Annotated in this window: 22 protein-coding genes; 8 read left to right on the top strand and 14 right to left on the bottom strand. The window is 49.2% G+C overall.

The window, feature by feature from the left end:
• Positions 1 to 123 precede the first annotated feature (123 nt).
• The 3 genes from AB4Y96_RS09180 to AB4Y96_RS09170 form a co-directional block, all read right to left on the bottom strand.
• Positions 124 to 1,089 (bottom strand): hypothetical protein, encoded by a 966-nt coding sequence (locus AB4Y96_RS09180; RefSeq protein WP_441916829.1) that lies wholly within the window; start codon positions 1,087 to 1,089, stop codon positions 124 to 126.
• A 123-nt stretch (positions 1,090 to 1,212) separates the two neighbouring features.
• Entirely contained in the window at positions 1,213 to 2,403 is a 1,191-nt protein-coding gene (locus AB4Y96_RS09175) for an HNH endonuclease (protein ID WP_441916827.1), read from the bottom strand.
• A complete protein-coding gene (locus tag AB4Y96_RS09170; RefSeq protein WP_441916826.1) occupies positions 2,400 to 2,741 on the bottom strand; it encodes a nucleotide pyrophosphohydrolase in 342 nt (113 codons plus the stop codon). Before AB4Y96_RS09170 ends, AB4Y96_RS09175 begins: the two co-directional genes overlap by 4 nt.
• A gap of 187 nt (positions 2,742 to 2,928) precedes the next feature.
• Between AB4Y96_RS09170 and AB4Y96_RS09165 the strand changes: the two genes are divergently transcribed.
• A complete protein-coding gene (locus AB4Y96_RS09165) occupies positions 2,929 to 3,423 on the top strand; it encodes a DUF6998 domain-containing protein (RefSeq protein WP_441916824.1) in 495 nt (164 codons plus the stop codon).
• A 67-nt stretch (positions 3,424 to 3,490) separates the two neighbouring features.
• On the opposite strand, the gene AB4Y96_RS09160 is transcribed toward AB4Y96_RS09165, so the two are convergent.
• Genes AB4Y96_RS09160 through dcm form a run of 3 tightly spaced genes read right to left on the bottom strand, consistent with a single transcriptional unit; the run spans position 3,491 to position 6,523 of the window.
• Positions 3,491 to 3,913 carry a very short patch repair endonuclease gene (locus tag AB4Y96_RS09160; RefSeq protein ID WP_441916823.1) on the bottom strand — a complete coding sequence of 141 codons (423 nt, stop codon included), beginning with the start codon at positions 3,911 to 3,913 and terminating at the stop codon, positions 3,491 to 3,493.
• Between the two features lie 15 nt (positions 3,914 to 3,928).
• The gene (locus AB4Y96_RS09155; RefSeq protein ID WP_441916821.1) at positions 3,929 to 5,257 is read right to left on the bottom strand and encodes an MvaI/BcnI family restriction endonuclease; all 1,329 of its coding nucleotides are present in this window, start codon (positions 5,255 to 5,257) and stop codon (positions 3,929 to 3,931) included.
• Positions 5,258 to 5,296: 39 nt separating this feature from the next.
• Positions 5,297 to 6,523 (bottom strand): DNA (cytosine-5-)-methyltransferase, encoded by a 1,227-nt coding sequence (gene dcm, locus AB4Y96_RS09150; RefSeq protein WP_441916819.1) that lies wholly within the window; start codon positions 6,521 to 6,523, stop codon positions 5,297 to 5,299.
• A 589-nt stretch (positions 6,524 to 7,112) separates the two neighbouring features.
• Between dcm and AB4Y96_RS09145 the strand changes: the two genes are divergently transcribed.
• The gene (locus tag AB4Y96_RS09145; RefSeq protein ID WP_441916817.1) at positions 7,113 to 8,576 is read left to right on the top strand and encodes a KAP family P-loop NTPase fold protein; all 1,464 of its coding nucleotides are present in this window, start codon (positions 7,113 to 7,115) and stop codon (positions 8,574 to 8,576) included.
• Between the two features lie 184 nt (positions 8,577 to 8,760).
• Here AB4Y96_RS09145 and AB4Y96_RS09140 read toward each other — a convergent pair whose 3' ends face one another.
• Complete coding sequence (locus tag AB4Y96_RS09140; RefSeq protein WP_441916816.1) at positions 8,761 to 10,365, bottom strand: hypothetical protein; 1,605 nt, start codon at positions 10,363 to 10,365, stop codon at positions 8,761 to 8,763.
• A gap of 184 nt (positions 10,366 to 10,549) precedes the next feature.
• On the opposite strand from AB4Y96_RS09140, the gene AB4Y96_RS09135 reads away from it, so the two are divergent.
• From AB4Y96_RS09135 to AB4Y96_RS09120, 4 genes are all read left to right on the top strand, one after another.
• Entirely contained in the window at positions 10,550 to 11,728 is a 1,179-nt protein-coding gene (locus tag AB4Y96_RS09135; protein ID WP_441916814.1) for a hypothetical protein, read from the top strand.
• 131 nt (positions 11,729 to 11,859) lie between these two features.
• Positions 11,860 to 12,555: a hypothetical protein gene (locus AB4Y96_RS09130; protein ID WP_441916812.1), complete on the top strand. Its 696-nt coding sequence runs from the start codon at positions 11,860 to 11,862 to the stop codon at positions 12,553 to 12,555.
• Positions 12,556 to 12,559: 4 nt separating this feature from the next.
• A complete protein-coding gene (locus AB4Y96_RS09125) occupies positions 12,560 to 13,207 on the top strand; it encodes a hypothetical protein (protein ID WP_441916811.1) in 648 nt (215 codons plus the stop codon).
• Entirely contained in the window at positions 13,204 to 13,485 is a 282-nt protein-coding gene (locus tag AB4Y96_RS09120; protein WP_441916809.1) for a nucleotidyltransferase domain-containing protein, read from the top strand. The genes AB4Y96_RS09125 and AB4Y96_RS09120 overlap by 4 nt, the downstream gene beginning before the upstream one ends.
• 26 nt (positions 13,486 to 13,511) lie before the next feature.
• On the opposite strand, the gene nusG is transcribed toward AB4Y96_RS09120, so the two are convergent.
• From nusG to AB4Y96_RS09100, 4 genes are all read right to left on the bottom strand, one after another.
• On the bottom strand, positions 13,512 to 14,096 hold the full coding sequence (gene nusG / locus AB4Y96_RS09115) for a transcription termination/antitermination protein NusG (protein WP_441916807.1): 585 nt from the start codon (positions 14,094 to 14,096) through the stop codon (positions 13,512 to 13,514).
• Between the two features lie 21 nt (positions 14,097 to 14,117).
• On the bottom strand, positions 14,118 to 14,966 hold the full coding sequence (locus AB4Y96_RS09110) for a helix-turn-helix domain-containing protein (protein ID WP_441916805.1): 849 nt from the start codon (positions 14,964 to 14,966) through the stop codon (positions 14,118 to 14,120).
• On the bottom strand, positions 14,963 to 15,169 hold the full coding sequence (locus AB4Y96_RS09105) for a hypothetical protein (protein WP_441916803.1): 207 nt from the start codon (positions 15,167 to 15,169) through the stop codon (positions 14,963 to 14,965). Before AB4Y96_RS09105 ends, AB4Y96_RS09110 begins: the two co-directional genes overlap by 4 nt.
• Positions 15,170 to 15,419: 250 nt before the next feature.
• Positions 15,420 to 15,755, bottom strand: a complete 336-nt coding sequence (locus AB4Y96_RS09100; protein ID WP_441916801.1) for a hypothetical protein — start codon at positions 15,753 to 15,755, stop codon at positions 15,420 to 15,422.
• Between the two features lie 124 nt (positions 15,756 to 15,879).
• Between AB4Y96_RS09100 and AB4Y96_RS09095 the strand changes: the two genes are divergently transcribed.
• On the top strand, positions 15,880 to 16,245 hold the full coding sequence (locus AB4Y96_RS09095; RefSeq protein ID WP_441916799.1) for a hypothetical protein: 366 nt from the start codon (positions 15,880 to 15,882) through the stop codon (positions 16,243 to 16,245).
• A 2-nt stretch (positions 16,246 to 16,247) separates the two neighbouring features.
• On the opposite strand, the gene AB4Y96_RS09090 is transcribed toward AB4Y96_RS09095, so the two are convergent.
• The 3 genes from AB4Y96_RS09090 to AB4Y96_RS09080 are packed head-to-tail and all read right to left on the bottom strand — an operon-like array spanning position 16,248 to position 17,091.
• On the bottom strand, positions 16,248 to 16,394 hold the full coding sequence (locus AB4Y96_RS09090; RefSeq protein ID WP_441916798.1) for a hypothetical protein: 147 nt from the start codon (positions 16,392 to 16,394) through the stop codon (positions 16,248 to 16,250).
• On the bottom strand, positions 16,391 to 16,933 hold the full coding sequence (locus AB4Y96_RS09085) for a DUF2312 domain-containing protein (protein WP_441916796.1): 543 nt from the start codon (positions 16,931 to 16,933) through the stop codon (positions 16,391 to 16,393). The genes AB4Y96_RS09090 and AB4Y96_RS09085 overlap by 4 nt, the downstream gene beginning before the upstream one ends.
• The gene (locus AB4Y96_RS09080) at positions 16,930 to 17,091 is read right to left on the bottom strand and encodes a hypothetical protein (protein WP_441917011.1); all 162 of its coding nucleotides are present in this window, start codon (positions 17,089 to 17,091) and stop codon (positions 16,930 to 16,932) included. The genes AB4Y96_RS09085 and AB4Y96_RS09080 overlap by 4 nt, the downstream gene beginning before the upstream one ends.
• 132 nt (positions 17,092 to 17,223) lie before the next feature.
• On the opposite strand from AB4Y96_RS09080, the gene AB4Y96_RS09075 reads away from it, so the two are divergent.
• Positions 17,224 to 17,874, top strand: coding sequence for a helix-turn-helix domain-containing protein (locus AB4Y96_RS09075; RefSeq protein ID WP_441916795.1), 651 nt, complete (start codon positions 17,224 to 17,226; stop codon positions 17,872 to 17,874).
• Positions 17,875 to 17,892: the final 18 nt, after the last annotated feature.

Below are 17,892 nucleotides of genomic sequence, written 5' to 3'. Positions count from 1 at the left end.
AATTTCCTTCACCACCCAACAATCGTTGGAAGGTTGGTTAGAATTACCAAGTTGGAAATCAAAACCCAGTACGCATTTCGACCGCAGCCCGGTTATTAACGGCGAATTGATCGCTGGGATTGTTCAAATTAGCTTCTTATTTTTTCCTGGAGCACCAATCATCACAATCGATGACTTCGAACAATGCCGCAGAAAGGAACTTTGCACGTCGCTTTCACCGCCAAGGAAGAATTCGCCACCCAGACTGAGAAAGCTCTGGTCAAAGGAGGCTTTCAGATTGGTTTCTGAATCATGGGCTGTCTGTCCATCGGGATATAGATGGGTATTCAGAAGCTCCCACTTCACTAAAGAAGGCACAGGAAATCCACCGTTAATTTCTGATAATCTTCTTTTAGGGTCATTGCTTCTCCCCACCTTAAAAATAGTTTTTCCTGAATAGGCGGGCCTAGATCCGAGTAATACCTCAGCTGCACCAGAAAATCGCATCAAATAAATACTGTTTCCCCCGTCTTCCGCGTCAATTAATCTTAACCCAAATGACGGCGGAATTCCCTTTGACGGCCTGAAGATACTTTGTGCTTGCCCACTTTCCAGGTCCGTGTTGTTGATTAGCGGCTCACCGTAGACATTCACCTGAACTATTGGATAGCTCAATGCACGCGTTGTTTCAGATGCGTTTAAGAGAACTCCGCAACTTGTCCGTTCGTATCGAAATTTGTTCGCGTACGCTTCAGGAGCTATATGTTGAATGCGTACATTGTGCTCGAACCGCCATGCCTTCCTAACCTCCAGACCAAAATTCCAGCGATGGGCAAATTTCCCATCGCGTCGTCGGTTGACTGCAGTATCGGACATTCGATCGACGTCCATGCAAGGTTTATTTGTAAGTTCCAAGAAGCCCAATGCCTGACGTAGTTCATCTGTGGCTGTGTGTTCATTCACAGCGCCGTATATGAGAACCCAGTCACCATCCTTAGCCTTGCTGAGGAAGCGTTTCCGAACGGCGTCAAAAGTAAAGCCATAGTATCCTTCATGTTCCGGACTGAACCCCCAAAACGCGCGAAGCCACACTTGCTTCGTTGCTTCCATTGCTTTGCCTCTTAGATCTGTATTTCCACCGGACACTTTGCCCATGGAGATGCCGGCGCTATTCAACGCAAACAAACACCGGCTAGGCGGTAACATCCCGACCGCGAACTTAAGGTAAGTTGCTTATCGGGCGGAAGCATTGAAATGAGCTGTCAATGCCATCAAATTGGGATGGTGCACTGGCTTTTCAGGTAGCACGATGCTCTTCCCGTCAAAATCCCAATAAATTGTTCCATGCAAACGTGGAGATACCTGCACGCGCATTGTTTCGGGATTGATGGTGATCAGTTTCAGATCGAAGAGGTTGTGAATGTCGGCTCTCAAGAGCAGGCCATTGGTAACATGGTTCGTCTTCGGGCCGTTGTAAGGTAGAATGTGCGCGGCCTGCAGAACGTCGCTGACGTCCGTTCCTGATATGGCACAGGCACCTTCATAAGCTTCCAGCAAATCTCTTCTGAAGACCGCCTGCCCCTGTCTGCGGGCAAGTTCCGTCCAGACCTTCTGACGACCGTCTGTTCTGTCGGCGGGATCGAATTCCACTTCGTCGGCCAACTTGCCCACGACATTCTGCGCTGACCGTATTTCGGTGTCCCAAGAAGTTGGTGCACATCTGGCTAGAAGCGGTATAAAATTCTCGAGCGATAGACGGAATTCCTCAGCGAAGTTGACGTCTGCTATCTCGTGCAGATCAAAAATTCTGCAGATTGTTCCAGACCCCGTGTCTTCTCCATCACTCTTCAGGTATCCCAACATCTGGGCCATTGAACCAAAGGCATTGAATCCCTGGTCACCGACCGTCAAACGAGTCTTCAGATTGAAGTGCCACCCGCCCTGCTGCTTTAGAATGTCATCCAGATTCCGAACCATCTGGTCATCCGGCTGAGGCAGTTTCGAATTGATAAAGGGCACGATCGAACGATTGCGTTCCTTTGTCTTCGGATCAAAATAATCATCTTCGGCGATCGATGCAGCAAATCCGACTTCCAGACCACGTGCAGATGCGATGACATAAATCTGGGGCATAAAACCCAGAACTTCCGCACCTTTGAAGCAGAGAGAGACCCACAGATCTACCGGTCGATGCCCTCTTGATCCGCGTTCCCGGGAGTATTGTTTCGGCCGCAGAAAAAGTTGCCCGCTATGTTCTGAATTATCGAGGACACTGGAAACGGAGTCATACAGCTCACGATACACGCGCCAATAGGCATCCTTATCTTCAGTTGGAACTACACCCGTCTCGTTTTTTCTGCCGAAGGCATAAATCGGGGCTTGCGCCCACTTTTCAAAGACATAGTAGTCAGTTGCAGAGTTCATCGGTTTTTTGTTACATCCTCTGGCTTGGCAACGCCGTGTGAACTGACCACTGGAAACCGCTGCTCGTTCTGCCTGATCTTCTCTTTCGCAGCAGTAAGAAGATCAATGCCAACCGCGTCGCAGAGCAGAAGAAGATAGAGAAATACGTCAGCCGCTTCGTTTTGGATGCCTGCAGTCAGTTCTGCATCTACAGGTTTCGTTTCGGCTCGCCATTGGAAAAGCTCCAGCAGTTCGGCCGCCTCGACGCTGACTGAAATACTCAGGTCTTTGGGCGTATGGAACTGGGCCCAGTTTCTCTCATCCCTAAACTTCCTCAGTTCTTTTATCAGCTGTTCCAAAAATGGTCCCCATACTGGCTGTACTTCCAGATTCTCCGAATTCCGAAGTTAAGTTCAAGCTAAGTGATGAAACTGACAAAGAAAATGGGTTGAAGATGAAATTTTGAGATCGTGGGCCAGCTTCCCCTGATCTTATCTTGCTTTCCCATATGGAACATCATTCACTACACGGGAAAAAGGGGGGAACATGCATACATTTGTGCTACCAAAAGAAATTGCCGACCTAGTTAACGCGCGAAACACGTTACGCGCCTATTACCGTCAGACGCTTACTAAAATTGGGTGTGATGTTGAATTGAAATTCACGCTGGATGGAAACTTGGTTGGCGATTTGGGAGAGGCTTTGGCTGTCCAGTTGTTTGGTATCAAATTAGTGGAGACAAGCTCGACAGAAGGGATCGACGGTTACACCAAGGATGGTAAAAACACCGTACAAGTCAAAGCTACCGGTACCGGCCGAGGCCCCGCCTTTCGGCAAACTGAAACCAGAGCAGACTACCTGATTTTCTTCGATCTGGACTTTGAAAATGCGAAAGGCACGATCGTTTTCAATGGCCCGGAACATTACGCGGTACAAAAATTGCCAAAGATTTTCTCTGGCCAGCGAATGCTGAGCAAAAATCAGATACGCGACGCGGATAAACTCGTTCCAGACCGCGAACGGTTGCCTCGAAGCGGGTAAGTTGCTTTGGTTCGCAATGAACGGCCACCCTGACGGTCAGGGTCCGCAATTGTGTCCAGCAGTCCAACTATCCGTGCCACACTCCGAGAATGTCCCCAATTCTTTCACGTAACATTGCGATATCCCGTATCTCACATTCCCATATAATGAGAACACGATAGCCAAGTTTTTCCAGATCTTCCACATTTCGGAGATCCCGTTCCACATTCCGGTTTAGCTTGGCCCGCCAGAAATCAGGCCGCGTTTTGGGGATGACAGCGTTTCTGCATGATGGATCGGCATGCTGATGCCAGAAGCAGCCATGTACCAGAATCACGGCTTTTCTTGATTCAAAGACCAGATCAGGTTTGCCGGGAAGATCTTTTCGGTGGAGCCGGTAACGATAACCCATGGAATGAACAAGGCGCCGCACAACCATTTCCGGTTTCGTATCCTTGTTCCGGATACGAGCCATATTGGCGCTGCGGCGTTCCGGACTTATTTTATCCATTGCCCCTTAGCTCTATCATGCCATTACACTGACCTCTTCAATCTTGTGGTACAGTATTTGAAGATCGCTATGGCGGACTCTGAACTGGCTCCTCCTCTTTGAGCGAGGCTTCGCCGAGTGAATATCTTCAAGTTTCAGTCCGGGATCATAATAAACCACCCCCGATGCAAGGGCTCTCAGGAACATGTCGAAGTCCGTTCCCATGCAGAGCTGCAGCATATTACCAAACGCGTATTCTATGGGTGGCCCCCGTTTCACTGACGGTACGTAAACGGTCTTAGCGTGTTTGCGGTTCCAGTGTTCGAGTATGCCCGTAAAGTGCCACAGCGCGGCGGGTGTGTCATCGTCGGTGAGAAGCGCAATGCCCTGCGACATATCACAGATCACCTGCTTTTCCGCATCGAAGCCCAGAAGGCCAAGCCGGACACCTGTGTTTGAATTGGCAGCCCCTCCGATCCGATAGATTCCACCGAAGTTAAGTCGATCAGCTCTCCCGCGCTGATCTTCGTAACCGAAGCGGCGGATAAACGTTTCCACCCCTTGATCTTTATAAATTCCGCCAGTCGGTTCCGGTGTGAGCAGGGTAACCGGGTTTTGTGCTGCATTCCCGATAAAATCCTTTACCGCATACTGCTTCACTTCCCAACCGAGATAGTCCGGCTCAGAGTAGCCGTTCGGAGATATTCCGAGTTCAGCTTCGAGTGTATAGCCCCCACCATTCACCGCCGTGTAGGGAAGCTTAATACGTGCTGCTCCCAGACGCTGCGATTGTATCCATGACCTTTCGTGGATTGCGCGCAGTGCGGCAAGAAGCTGCCCCCTTGTGTCGCCAACAGCATGAGCATCAATTGTCAGTTCAATGAAGACACCTTCCTGGACAGGCGCACCGATGGCATCCAATTGCCTGCGCAGGGGGCTTTCACAATCCACCGCATGCGCCAGAATCCGGCCATCGGGTGTGGTACCCAGAAAAAGGACGCGGCCCTCGTTTCGGCTTGCCATGATCACGGACGGCGCGCCTCGGCTTCTTTTAAGGAAACCTGACAACCTCACCTCGGGGTATTTCGGGTACAGGATCAGCTTGGCATCGGGCGCTTCATGCATACCGTGCTCATCAATCCAGAAGAATGTTAGCCACGCTTTCGCCCGGTCGCGCTTGGCTCCCGCGTTCTCCCCCGCATCGGTCTCCACTTTTCCGAACGGCAGAATGTTGAGGGCTGAGTAGTTTCCCCCGAGATAAACCTGGTTTTTGGAATTATCGTTTGGTGAGAGTTTTTTGGCGTAAAATTTTGTGGCCCCGTTCGCCGCCATCAGTTGGAGAAGCGTCTGTAGCGAATCGATCATTTCTGCCCCGAATCCAGTTGTCGGGGAAGTCTATTGAATTCAACCTGCCAGATCTACGGGGACTTGCTTTCTGACGAGGCTGAGAATATGCGGTTTCATTATCCTTGCCACCTCAGAAAACACAGGAACTGCCACTGAATTTCCGAACTGCTTGTAGGCTTGCGTGTCCGATACGGGTATTTTGAAGTCATCGCCGTACCCCATAAGTCTCGCACATTCCCGCGGCGTCAGACGACGCGGGTTTTTGCCCGGGCCCCTGTTGATCAGGATCTCCGATCCGTCCTTGTAATACCGGGCGGAAAGCGTTCTGCAGGTGTCCAGAGGCCCAACAAGTCCAAATCCGAACCCGTTCCCCTGAGCCCGATGCTTGGCTGCATAGTTCTGCAGATACGCCCACAGCTTGTCGGTGAGCGTATACTTTTGACTGACTGCTGCTGTGCGTCCTTCTGTGAAATGGCTCTCAGGGCGCTCCGTCCCGTCCTCGGGATGAAGTATATCCCGCATGAGTTTAATTCCCTTTTGGGGAAGCTTCAGGTCGCTCCAGTTGAAAGGAACCGGATCACGGAAACCGACAATCACTATTCGTTGCCGGTGCTGAGGCAGGAAGTGCCGGGCATCAATGACCATTTCATGAACGTGATAGCCCAGTTCGTTTTCGAGCACATTCTTTATGACCGCAAATGTCCGGCCCTTATCGTGGCTCTTCAGGTTCTTCACATTTTCCAACAGGAACGCTTCCGGACGGTGATGTTTCAAAATACGGGCAACATCAAAGAACAGGGTTCCCTGTGCCTCATCCGCAAAACCGTGGGCACGCCCGAGCGCATTTTTTTTAGACACGCCTGCGATCGAAAACGGCTGACATGGAAAGCCCGCGATCAGAACATTGTGCTCTGGTATGTCGTCCGCGGCGATGGCTGTAATGTCGCCTTCGATCTGACGATTATCCCGGTTGTTGGCCAGATAGGTCTGCTGGGCATATTTATCCCATTCAGACGTGAAGACACATCGTCCGCCAACGGAGTCAAATGCTTTGCGCAGACCACCAATGCCGGCGAAAAGGTCTATGAATGTGAATTCCCCTTCAGATGATCCAGTCTCCATAACTGGAACAAGCCGCTGCATGGCAAGTATTACGGATGCTCGAGGCTTTTTAACACCCGATTCCCAACGCTGTATATGCCTCGGATGATAACCAAGCCGATTGGACAACTCTTCTTCCGATAAACCGGATTGCAGTTTCAGCACGGCGAATTCATTATGCATTTGGAACCTTTCGACTCGGGGAGTCTTTCTGCCAAAATGTCCTGATTTGTCCCTCCGGACAAGGGCGGAATGGCAGGAGAAAACATCAGGCCACAGATCATTTCCAATTCCTCCGACACCAACCCCGATGCCAATTCAGCTGGGTTTGAGGGGCAGATGAACCGACTGGCTTCATGCGGCCGTGCACGATGAGTGTGCAAGCTGCGATGCTTCAATTTCCACCGGCGTCATTCGTCCAAACAGCTCGATCAATGCAATTTATGTTATCCGAGCCGATAATGTCCCAACGGTCTCAATCTGAATGACGCGATCAATCACGTCAGGGCCATTCGCTTCCCATAAGGCGAGATGATTACACAGGAATTGCTCGCCAAGCTTATTGCGTGAGCCCTTGGGGCGGCCCGGATTGCCTGCCTTAAGTTGATGTTCAACTGGCGGCTTTCCATTTCCCGTTGATCTCCCGTACTTTCGGGGTGTCTTTTCTGTCATTAACGCCCCGTCTTATCCAGAATCTCAATTTGTTGGAGTTGCATTGTTTGACTGCTTGCGGTTGCTTCAATTTGGGTGACGATCAAAAAACGAGGCAACAATGATTGATGTGCCAAAAGCTGCAAGTGACGACATTTGGGGTGACGATCTTATTGGACGCAAAGGCGATGCAGATTTCCTATATTCATTCCTCGTTGGCAAGATGAGCCAACGGAATGAGCAAGGTATTAAAGGCTCATACGTTCTAAACATCGACGCCAAATGGGGGGCAGGAAAATCGTTCTTCCTAGATAGATTTGCCAAGCAACTCGCGCTCAACAATCATATTGTTGCGCGAGTTAATGCATGGAAAGATGATCACGCCGACGATCCTTTTGTGTCTGTTCTCTCTGCTATCGACAGCGCCCTCAAACCTTTCACAAAGACAAAGAGGAAAGGTGGCGCTGGCGATTTGTGGGAGAAAACTAAGAAAAATGCTGTACCAATTCTCACACGCACTTTTGTTGGCGTGGGAAAAACGGTCGTCAAGCGATACGTTGGCGCTGAATTCGAAGAGCTATTTAAAGATGGTGATGACGAAACCGAAAGCACCTTGGAAGAGTTATCAAAGTCCGCGGTGGAAGGAGTATCTGTTGAAATCTCGAAGGTGGTGGACGCGTCAGCAGAGCAGCTGATTGAAAAATTCACAGAGCAAAACGAGGCGATTGAAGACTTTCGATCTAAGCTTGAAAAAGCCATTGAAGCATTAGATGGACACAAAAAATTACCACTCTTTATATTAATAGATGAACTCGATCGTTGTCGGCCATCTTATGCAATATCTCTGCTCGAAAGGATAAAGCACCTCTTTGATGCGTCAAATGTTGTGTTTGTTTTTGCTACTCACAATGAACAATTACAACATAGTATCGCGGGTGCTTATGGTCCTGAGTTTGACGGTTTCAAATATCTAAAACGATTTTTCAACAAAACATACACTCTACGGCAACCAACTGCGAAACTTTTTGTCCAAGACAGGGCAAAGAAACTTCCAATTGAAAAACTGAGATGTCCGAGTGATGAGCCTATCGATTTTCTGGTAAGGGCTGTAGACGCATATTCAATGGACTTGCGAGAGGCCGAACACATACTTGAGATTATTGAAGCAGTGGCATTCGTTTGGCGCCATACGATTCGAATTGAAATGGTGATCCTAGTACCACTGGCGGCGCACTACTATCGCAGCGGGAAATGGTCTTGGCATGAATGTTACGTTGAATTATCGAAGATTCAGCCACCATTTAACGTTCCGTTTATACCGGCTAACGGACGCTATGGAAACGATCAGCCTATAGAGCTAAATATGCCGCAAGTTTTCAACCTTTTTAGCGAGGTAGTTGGCTCTCTCGGCAATATCTCGAGGCGATTTCGAGACGGTGGACCTGATCCCGTCAACGACTACGTTCAGGATTGTTTCACAAAAGAGTTAAATTCTGGATATCAATCGAATGCACAGAGTATCCAAGCCTCAATCCCACTATTGATCACGAGCGCGGGCAACTTCCTCGAAAAAGAAGAGACCTAATTTCGCCCCTAAACCTCCACCTGCCGCAAGCTATTTGCTCGGGCTGGGTTTGACCGGCGAGTGTTCCCTGTCCAAAGGTCCGCACTGAACATCAAATCATCCAGCGCGGAATATAAACTGATTTTAGTCCTATTGAAAGGATTAATTACCTATCGAGCAAATACGCTTATATGTGTCGAGAGGCTTACAAGCGCGATTTGTTTCTCTTCTCCGCAACGGATTTCATCATATCTTCCCACCACGGCAACCACTCGCTAGGGTTGAACGCGAAATCTTTTGCTTTTTCCAATACCGGCACCGCTTGTTCACGAACATTGACGACGCTCCATCCATGGTACTTAACTTCAATCGCAGCGTGGAATGCGGCAAGTAACTGCTCTTCGTTCGAAACAACGAGCAACTCGTCCAATTCTTTGATCGGACAGAACACCGGCTGACGCTTGTCCTCGTCAATAATTTCCGGATCCTTGTCGGCTGCTATTGCCGCTGCTTCAGTAATTAAAGCATTTCTTAGTTCGCCCGACATTTGCGTCCACGCATCCATTGTGAGGACTATGGCAGGCGCATTCGGTGCGACATCAAGATCGATGATTCCACGCCGAACGTGAGAGAAAAAACGCCAAAGTTGAAAGATCGCTTTGGCTATTTGCGAATATCCCCTTTCCGCGCTTTCGACTGGAGAATCGGAATACTGCGCTTCGAAAGTCAGCTTCGTGGCCTTGCATTCAAAGACCGCCACGATTTTTTCTCGCTGTTTGAGGAGTATATCCGGCGTTTCGACGGAATTCTTTCTGTAATAATACTTTTGGGCAGGAGCCGGCTCAAAGTCAGGGCAATGTGCTTTGATCGACCGGCGCGCATATTCATCAAACCGCTTGTTCGCATCGTTCGTGACGCTAGTGCCCCCACTCTGAAGGTCATAATACAGTCCCACAGTCGCCCGAAAGATGATGAGCTCAGGGAGTGGCGCGATGTATTGATCCTCTGTGGCTAATGCACGGCGAATGATCGGCTTCAATCGCAAATAACTAGGCTGATAATTTGCGGGTAACTTTGTGTTCAAGTTCTTTTCAAACTTGGCGAGCAACTCGGTTGATTGACGTCTAACCGCCCAAATGTCGTCTGAAAGAAGCCTAAGACTTTTCTCGATCGCAACTTGGGACACTTTAAGGACGTTCATATCACGAACACGCAACTGCCATGGTGCGTGGCAGTGGTATGCACAAAGACCGAAGGCAACCGTGAAAAACTCCAGGACTGAGACACCATAAGTCTTTTCGAAGTACGAAGCGCATTCTCCTTGGCCATATATATATAAGTAACGATAGATATCCTCTGTGCGCTTAAATCCACGCTGCCAAGCAAACTGTCGATGGCTAATGCGATGCATCTCCAATAGAATATTAGTGACGTCAATACGTCCTTGGCTTTCATGTTCGTCAATTGCGCGTACTAGATTTATCGTTTCTGCGACGGCAGTGAATTGGGTCACGTTTAATGGTTGCCCGGCCCAAATTGGCTCCCTCGTTTTTGGCGTATTAAGGTCAAGCGTGATCAACGTTTCCAATTCCCACTTATACGCTGCGTACTTGGATTGAATGTCTGTAGTGACAGCTTGCTTGGGGTAGGACAAAAATTTAGCGGCCTTCATTGCTCGATTGTCTTGAATCGCATGGGCTGACCAGATCATTCTGAGAAACTCGGCATCTGGCGTATCGGAAAGTTTTTTCTGCAGCGTCAACAATGCCTTTGAAGAATCGATGCTTGCGTCAAGTCTATTTCGAGTCAATCACTGCTCTCACTTTCATTAAAATATATATGCGAGTTAGACTACTATTGGCTTGTACCAGACTCAATAGATTTTCATGTGTGTCGAATTATTCTGAACATAATAAGTATCTGTGTTTGAGTAATATTCACCAATAGATATCCTGCGCCGTTACTTGCGCAAATGAGGTAGGGAAATTTCTGCAATGAGTGAATCGGAACGCCAACTACCCGAGTCCGGAACGGTTACTTCCAATTTGGGTGATCCAATAAAACTTTCTGACTTACAATTGAACGGTATTTCAGCAGAAGCAGCACGTGGCGGAGACATCGTGAAGGTCTGGACGCGGCTCAGCCTGACCTCCGACGATCGAATTTTTCATCAGATCGTGGAAAACCTAAGCCAGCATATTGAGTTCCGCGCTACGGAATCTGGGAAAAATGTAAATTTAAGACGGGCGGCATTGGTGTTGCTAGTCATTCATCCAGACAACACAGGTGAATTATGGGTAGATACAATCGCCTCTGCAATCCAAGTAATGCCAAAACGAGACCTTGCTGCAGGATCATTGGTTTTTGAACACGACATCGCAGATGTGATGGGGATGTCTTTTCCCCTTGTCGAAATTGGCAAAAAAGATCGCGTGATATGCCTCTTTCAAGAAGGATGGCGTTATGCACTCTTCTGTGATTTTAACCCAAAAGGAGATTTGTCGACTTCTGCCATGGAACGCGACCTCGGCAAGCTATATCGAGAATTGAAATATCGATACCTCTACGATGCAATCACAAATCAGAGCATCTTTGATCGCCTCATAGTGTCGGGGTGGTTTCCATTTGTGGAAATTCTCGGCTTAGAATTTCGAATGCTTTTAGATTCATGCGAGGCAGGATTCGAACTTAGCGAGGTTGAAACAGAAATCCTAGCGAAGTTTGACACGCAAAGACTGGAACGAATGTTCTCGCGATGGATGACAAAATCTCATTTTGCGGGAAAGGAGAGATTTTTTCGTTCAGCATTAAAATCATATGGTGATGCGGATGCAATTCCTGTCATTAAAATCGCGCTTACCGAAATTGAAGGCATCTTGGGAGACGCCTACCGCCAAATCCATGGTAAGGGTGCAAAAATCAAGAAGCTTTTAGAATTTGCCATTGAATCTGCGGAGAAAAAGACTGGCCAACCCAACACGCTTCTATTCTCATCGTCATTTGCGAGATATCTAGAATCTCACACATTTGCAAATTATGACCCTGCCGCACGAACAGGTAACTCAAGCTCACGACATGCCGTTGGTCATGGTGCTGCAGATGCAGAATCTTACACCATGACTAGGGCGCTACAGGCGTTACTCACGTTGGATCAATTGGCCTTTTATACATAAAATTCGAACCGCCAATGAGCCTAACTTTCATAGCTATTCAATAGTGTTAACTGAAATACATCGCAAAATATGTTTGAGATATAATTCACACGATAATATCGTGAGCAAAACCCAACTAGAAAGAACACAACATGTCTTGCAGCCGTGGAAAAGCAGCACCCAATCCCGACACAAAACTAAATCTGTTTTCCGCTTCTGGTGGTTTCTGTCAGAATCCAAAATGCAATGAGGCGCTATTTCCAATCGAAGGCAACGGCAAATATCATATTGCAGAAATGGCACATGTGTTTGCCGCCAATGACGCTGGGCCGCGGGCGAACGCAGAATTAACCGCTGAAGAACGTGGACATTTTGACAATTTGATTCTTCTGTGCCCCACCTGTCATACAAAAATAGATAAAGATCCTGATGCACACCCCGACAAACTTATTATAGCGTGGAAGAAAGACCACATTAGAAAAATAGCTGAAGCATTTGGCGCAATAAAATACGAAAATAGGGGCGATGCTAGGCGTATTGTTGAGCCAATTATTATTTCCAACGGCAAAATTCATCAAGACACCGGGCCGGACAACGAGTATAGGCAGAATCCAGAGGCGGAGGAAGCTGCTGTGTGGCAACACAAAGTTCTTTCACAAATTATACCCAACAATAGAAAACTTGTTCTTATATTAATGGCCAACGTTCACTTGATGAATGAAGATGAAAGAAAACTTTGCGAAGAATTTAAGCAGCATGTAGACGAGCTTGAAGCAAAACATTTGGGAAACACCAATAACCCGGCCCGTCGTTTCCCCGCAGCTATCTCTAGTATCTTTTTGGGATAATCCTATGCCTTTGAACGACGGGATGAAAAAATTTGTGACTTCAAAACTTTCCACAATGGGAGGTGTTCAGCATCTGGAATGGATTACTCCAAACATCCTCCGCATCACTAGATCCGAATTCCCCGAATTTGATACTGCGATTATCGCTGAGAAAACGGTCACTGGGGCCCATGTGCTGGAGTCGGCGGACGAAGCAGAACCCAGCTTTTTCGCAAATATTCCCAGTGATGCTGTCTGGACCGGTGAGGCTATTCGAGTGGTGGAAGCAATGGGGGCAGGTTGGGGTCGATTTGGCAATCTGATGAGCGTGATTGGGCGACAAGACGTAAAAGGTTTTGTCGACCAGGAGGTCAGATTTGCCACCAGAATGATCAAGCAACATACGAATGTTATGCAATTGACCCCAATTTTTGACAAGCTTTATGACGTGACGTTTAGGTCTGGCAGTGTCAAAAGAGTAATTTTCATTAATGACTATGACCTGACTGCAGATGCTGTGCGGTCAGCTCGGGAAAGATACGGTTCATTCGACCATGTGCTAAAGACCAATCCAAATGGTAGAATTACCGAATCTGCAGTTTCAGCCGCGGAATCTTTGGGCGCTAAAGTATTAGATGCTAGCGATTATATGAGGGAACTAAAACATTTATGATGTTTGAGTTTCTGCGCGTTCTTCTACTTCAGGCAATGGAAAGTTCACCCGAGTCACGATGGTATATTTTTGGGTCATTCTCTCGGGGTGATCCAGAATACAAAGACATCGATGTATGTGTCATATGTGCCAATGATCGAGATGCGCAGTTAATTCGCAGCTCTTGTGACAATCTTTGCAGCAGTCTCCCGATTGATCTTATCATTCTTACTGAAATTGAAGAGTGCGCACTCCATTTTATTGAGTCTGAAAATTGTAAACTTATCGAATTTCAGTAGCCTAACAAGGATCGTGTCGCCTCCGTCTAACCAACAACCGATAAAACTTTTAAGTCAAATTCCACCGGCGTCATTCTCCCAAATAGCTCCATCAGCGCGACAATCCTACCCGTCTTGGTCACTTGCTCGACCACTCCGCCGAATGCTGCAAACGGATTGCTCTTGTCCGTGACAATCACGCCCTGCCCAGCTGGAAACCGTCGTGCAATGTTTTCCCTGATTGATACCGCCTCCTCCCGCCGATGAATGCGGGCAACCTTGGTATCGTCGAAATCCATTTCTATCTCTGCAATGTAGATCGCTTCCACATCATCGCCTGATACACGCAGCGGCCTGCCCTCCGCGCCAAGGATACACTCAACACCGTCGCAGTTGCGCAGCCGATAGAAGTCCGGATTTGTCCTGGGCTGACCAACAAACAGGTATCGAGGCATTAACGGCTGTTCCTTCACGACAAGCGTCCGCGTTCGCCTATGCTGCACCTCGACTTTACGGCGCGGGTAATAAACGTCGTATCCTGCCTTCCCAATGTTCTCAAAAGCCTTGTCCTCGGCCTTCACATTGGTTCTGACGACATACCAGTGCTTGTCCTTGTCGATGAAAGCTAACATCTGTACCGGCCCCTGTCTGATCTAAGCTGCTTTTGACTGGCGCTCAGGCCAGCGTGTTTTAACGATGATCCGCTGTCGCTGAATGATGTCTTCCACGATCTTTTCGCCGTGACGTAGGCGCATCTCTCCAAGCCAGTCAGACCATTCCGCCCTGTCGGGAGTAATGATGAAATCGCCGTCACTGTCGCTTGCTGGTGCTCCGTCCAGACCACGGAACAAGTGATCCTTGAGATACGGGATCATCAGGGCCTTTTCTTTTCGAGCTGATTGCAGTGCCCGGAACTCCAAGGCGAATTTGATCGCTCCCGCTTGGTCTGGTTTTGACAAGCGTTGAAACGTTGCCTTCGCTGCGCTCTTGCTCCGAGGCCTCAATTCTGTGGGCCATTCGTCCCACAAGATATTGAAATCCCCATCCCGGCGCGCTGGCGCGTCCAAGGTGGACTGGTTATTGGAAGTATTATTGGACTGGTAGTAGGAACGTGCTTCCGCACCTTTCGGAACGACGTTCCGCACCTTACCGGAAGGAGGTTCCGCACCTTCAACAAAAGGACCGGAAGCAGGTTCCGCACCTTTTTCTACATCTGGTGTGTCGGGCCAAGAGGCGACATATTGATGATTGCGCCACTTTTGGCCTCGGAAGCCATGTTCCGAAACTTTGATCCACCCAGCTTTTTCAGCCAATTCGAGATGCGTTCTGACTGACCTATCAGACAGTCCGGTCGCTTCTGAGATTTGCTCTTGGGTAGGATAGCAGCCATCACCCATATCATTCATAAAACAGGATATCGTCAGCAGGACATGACGGGTCGTTGCCTGTAGATCAGACTTGATGATGGCGTGACGCCAAGACCATGCACGACCATCACTCATGCCGCACCTCTATCCCGTTCTGATGCGCGTCTGTAATCGGCAGAAGCTTGCTTGAGCACTGCCAGTTCACGCCATTTGGTTTCGATCTCATGAACCGGCCGCTTGCGTTTGCCCGCTGAGAAATCCTGCAGCCAACTTGCCTTGCTGATCACTTGCCTGTTGAGCTCGTCAGCCATTTCGTCATTGGGAATACGCTCCGTCATCTCACGCAGCCTTGTAAGTTTGGCTGTCCACACCGGGGAATAAACCATCACCAGTCGGCGTCAGCAGGCCCAACTTTATTGCCTTCTCAGCACTCTTGGATGGCGCCGGTCTTCCTGATGGTTCCAGCCAGTATCGACGCTCTGCACCGACGTCCGAGCGATGTATGGTAAGGCAAAGCGTTTGCCCTTCCCTGCAGGCTTCAACGATGCGCCGAACGCGGGTTGGGATTTTCAGAATTGCGCTCATTTCTCACCTTCCCTCCTGACGATCGATTGAAGCCTTATTTGTTTCCTTCGCTTGACGAACCTTCGCCAGAAGCTGCGAAGCCTCGCGCTCCAAATCCTCCATATGAGCATCCGGCATCACCGCCCTTTCAACTTCGAGTTCGTGTTTGAGGTTTGCTATCTGCCGTTCGCAGAAATCGAGATATGCGGCTCTCAGGCGATGAAACGTGCGATCATCGATGCTCTTCGCGCGCCGCTTTCTCAAATGGTTGAGCGTCCATTTGGAAAGCTTGTATCGGCTCCCCAGACGCTCCATGGCCGGGAAAACATCTCCCCAGCCATTGCTTTCGGTATCAACCATGCGGTTGACGTAACAACTTGCGATTTCGGTCCTACTCACGACTTCTGGCTCCGATTTCAATTTGTGAACGAGATGCTCTGTTTCTGTGCACGTCATGCTCAAAATCCTTGGCTAGGTTCCCTGCATGACGCAGCGAACAAGCAAAGGATTGAGCCAGACGAACGAGACTGAAAATGATGGGAAGGCCGGTCACGAAGATGGGGATCTGGGTGCCGGTACATTCGAAGCGATTGGATTTCTTGCCGGAACAATCCTGTCCCGTGTGAAGGCAAGAAAAGAGACCACCGGAGCGGGAGAAATTCGCTCCGGTGGTCAACATGCTCAAGCGACGAGAGGAGTTATCGCGAGCAATGGCAAAGAGAACGGCGGCGCTGTCGATGTCGTTAGGGTTCTGGCAGACCTGCCTACCCTGCTCCAGCAACCGCCTGTTACGCAGACGAAAAGCAAGGTCATCAAAGATCGCGCTGTGACACGCTCTGCGAATGGATAAATTCACGCGGCCATCCTCCTGCCCGACAGAAGGCGGCGAAGCTCTGCCAGCGCCTCGGCATAAGTCGTGCCGCTGGCGGTTGTTCTTGTCAGGAGACAGACGGCAATCCATGTGCCGTCCTGAGTGGCATTGCAGATTGTCGCGCTCATGCGGCCTCGCTTTCAGCAGGGATCAGCTTTGAACAGGTGTAACAATGCTTGAGCCCCGACGCGCCGCATGCCTCCGGCTTCTGACAATGCGGGCGGTAATCGCGCGCTGTCTTCAATGGTTGCGGTTGCAGGAATGCTGGGGGCTCGAAATTTGGTGCGGACGAACGCTGTTCCACCGTGGCTTCAACATGCCGTTCGTCCGCTGCGGCGTCCTTTTCAGGTGCCGCACACTCGGTCGCCGTTTCCGGGGGAAATTCTTCAATGTTTTCTCGTGTACGCGCAGGCGCTGGCGTGTGCGAGCTTTCCTGATATGCCGTGAGGTACAAATCAAAGATCGCCTCACGTTCATGCAGGGCATCGCGACCAAGCTTTTCAACTTTGCGCAGATGAGCAACGACATTGCCCATGGCAGTCTTATCGTAGCCCCGGCCCTTGGCTTCTGCATACACGTCGCGAATATCCTCGCTAAGCGCGTCCTGCTCCTCCTTGAGGCGAAGAATGCGGTCTATAAATTGTATGATTTCGCCATTCGCGCTCATGCTGCGTTCCCGTGCTCTGATAAAAAGAAATCATTCGGCATGACTTCGCCGTTGGTCGCAAATGCCAAACGGCGCATCTGGTCGGGACGCGGTATCCGCTCGCCATACATCCATTTGCGAACACCAGATGGCGAAATATCCTTTACCCGCACCGCCATTTCTGCCGGTGAGATATTGTGAGATGTCATGTATTCAGAAAGCTTCATTCCTTTATATTACCCAATATGGGTAACATTGCAACCCCACATTGGGGAACGACAGCAACGAAATTTTCGGTAAATGTCCCCCACATGGGTAATAAATTGAGAGAGCTGCGCCTCGCGCGCAAAATGACACACGACGAAGCGGCCACAGCTATGGGCGTGTCGCGAAGCCAATTTATAAAGCTTGAACGCGGTGAACGCCGATTGACCGTTGAATATCTAAATCAAGCCGCGAAGGCGTTCGGTGTTACCCCAGCTGAACTACTTGAGGATGTTGTCATACCAGAGACAACGCCAATCGTTGGCCGAGCAGGCGCGGGTCCCGATGGATCAGTTTTGTTCGCAACTGGCGATGGCAATTTCGGCGAAATTCCTGCCCCCGTAAACTCAACGACAACTACTGAAGCGCTAGAAGTCCAAGGGGATTCTATGACTGGCATAGCCAATGATGGCTGGGTCATCACTTATGATGAGAAACAACCACCGAATGAAGACCATATGGGCGAGCCATGCGTGTGTTGGCTAGAAGATCATCGGGTATTGGTGAAAATACCATTTCCGGGTCGGGGGGCTGGTTTATATGACTTAGAGAGTGCTTCTGCGAAAACAATGCGTGATGTTCCAGTGCGGTATTTTGCCCTCGTCACGAATATTATTCCAAGAAAAGCGGCGAAAAAGTTTATAAAGAGAAACCCGGATCATCAAATTGAAGATGTCAGCATAAAACCGGGTGAATAAACAGCGATATTGCTAGTG

The organism is Phyllobacterium sp. TAF24, assembly GCF_052113785.1.
Lineage (GTDB): Bacteria > Pseudomonadota > Alphaproteobacteria > Rhizobiales > Rhizobiaceae > Phyllobacterium.
Note: the sequence above shows the minus strand (reverse complement) of the source record. Positions and strands in the feature narration are given on the sequence as shown.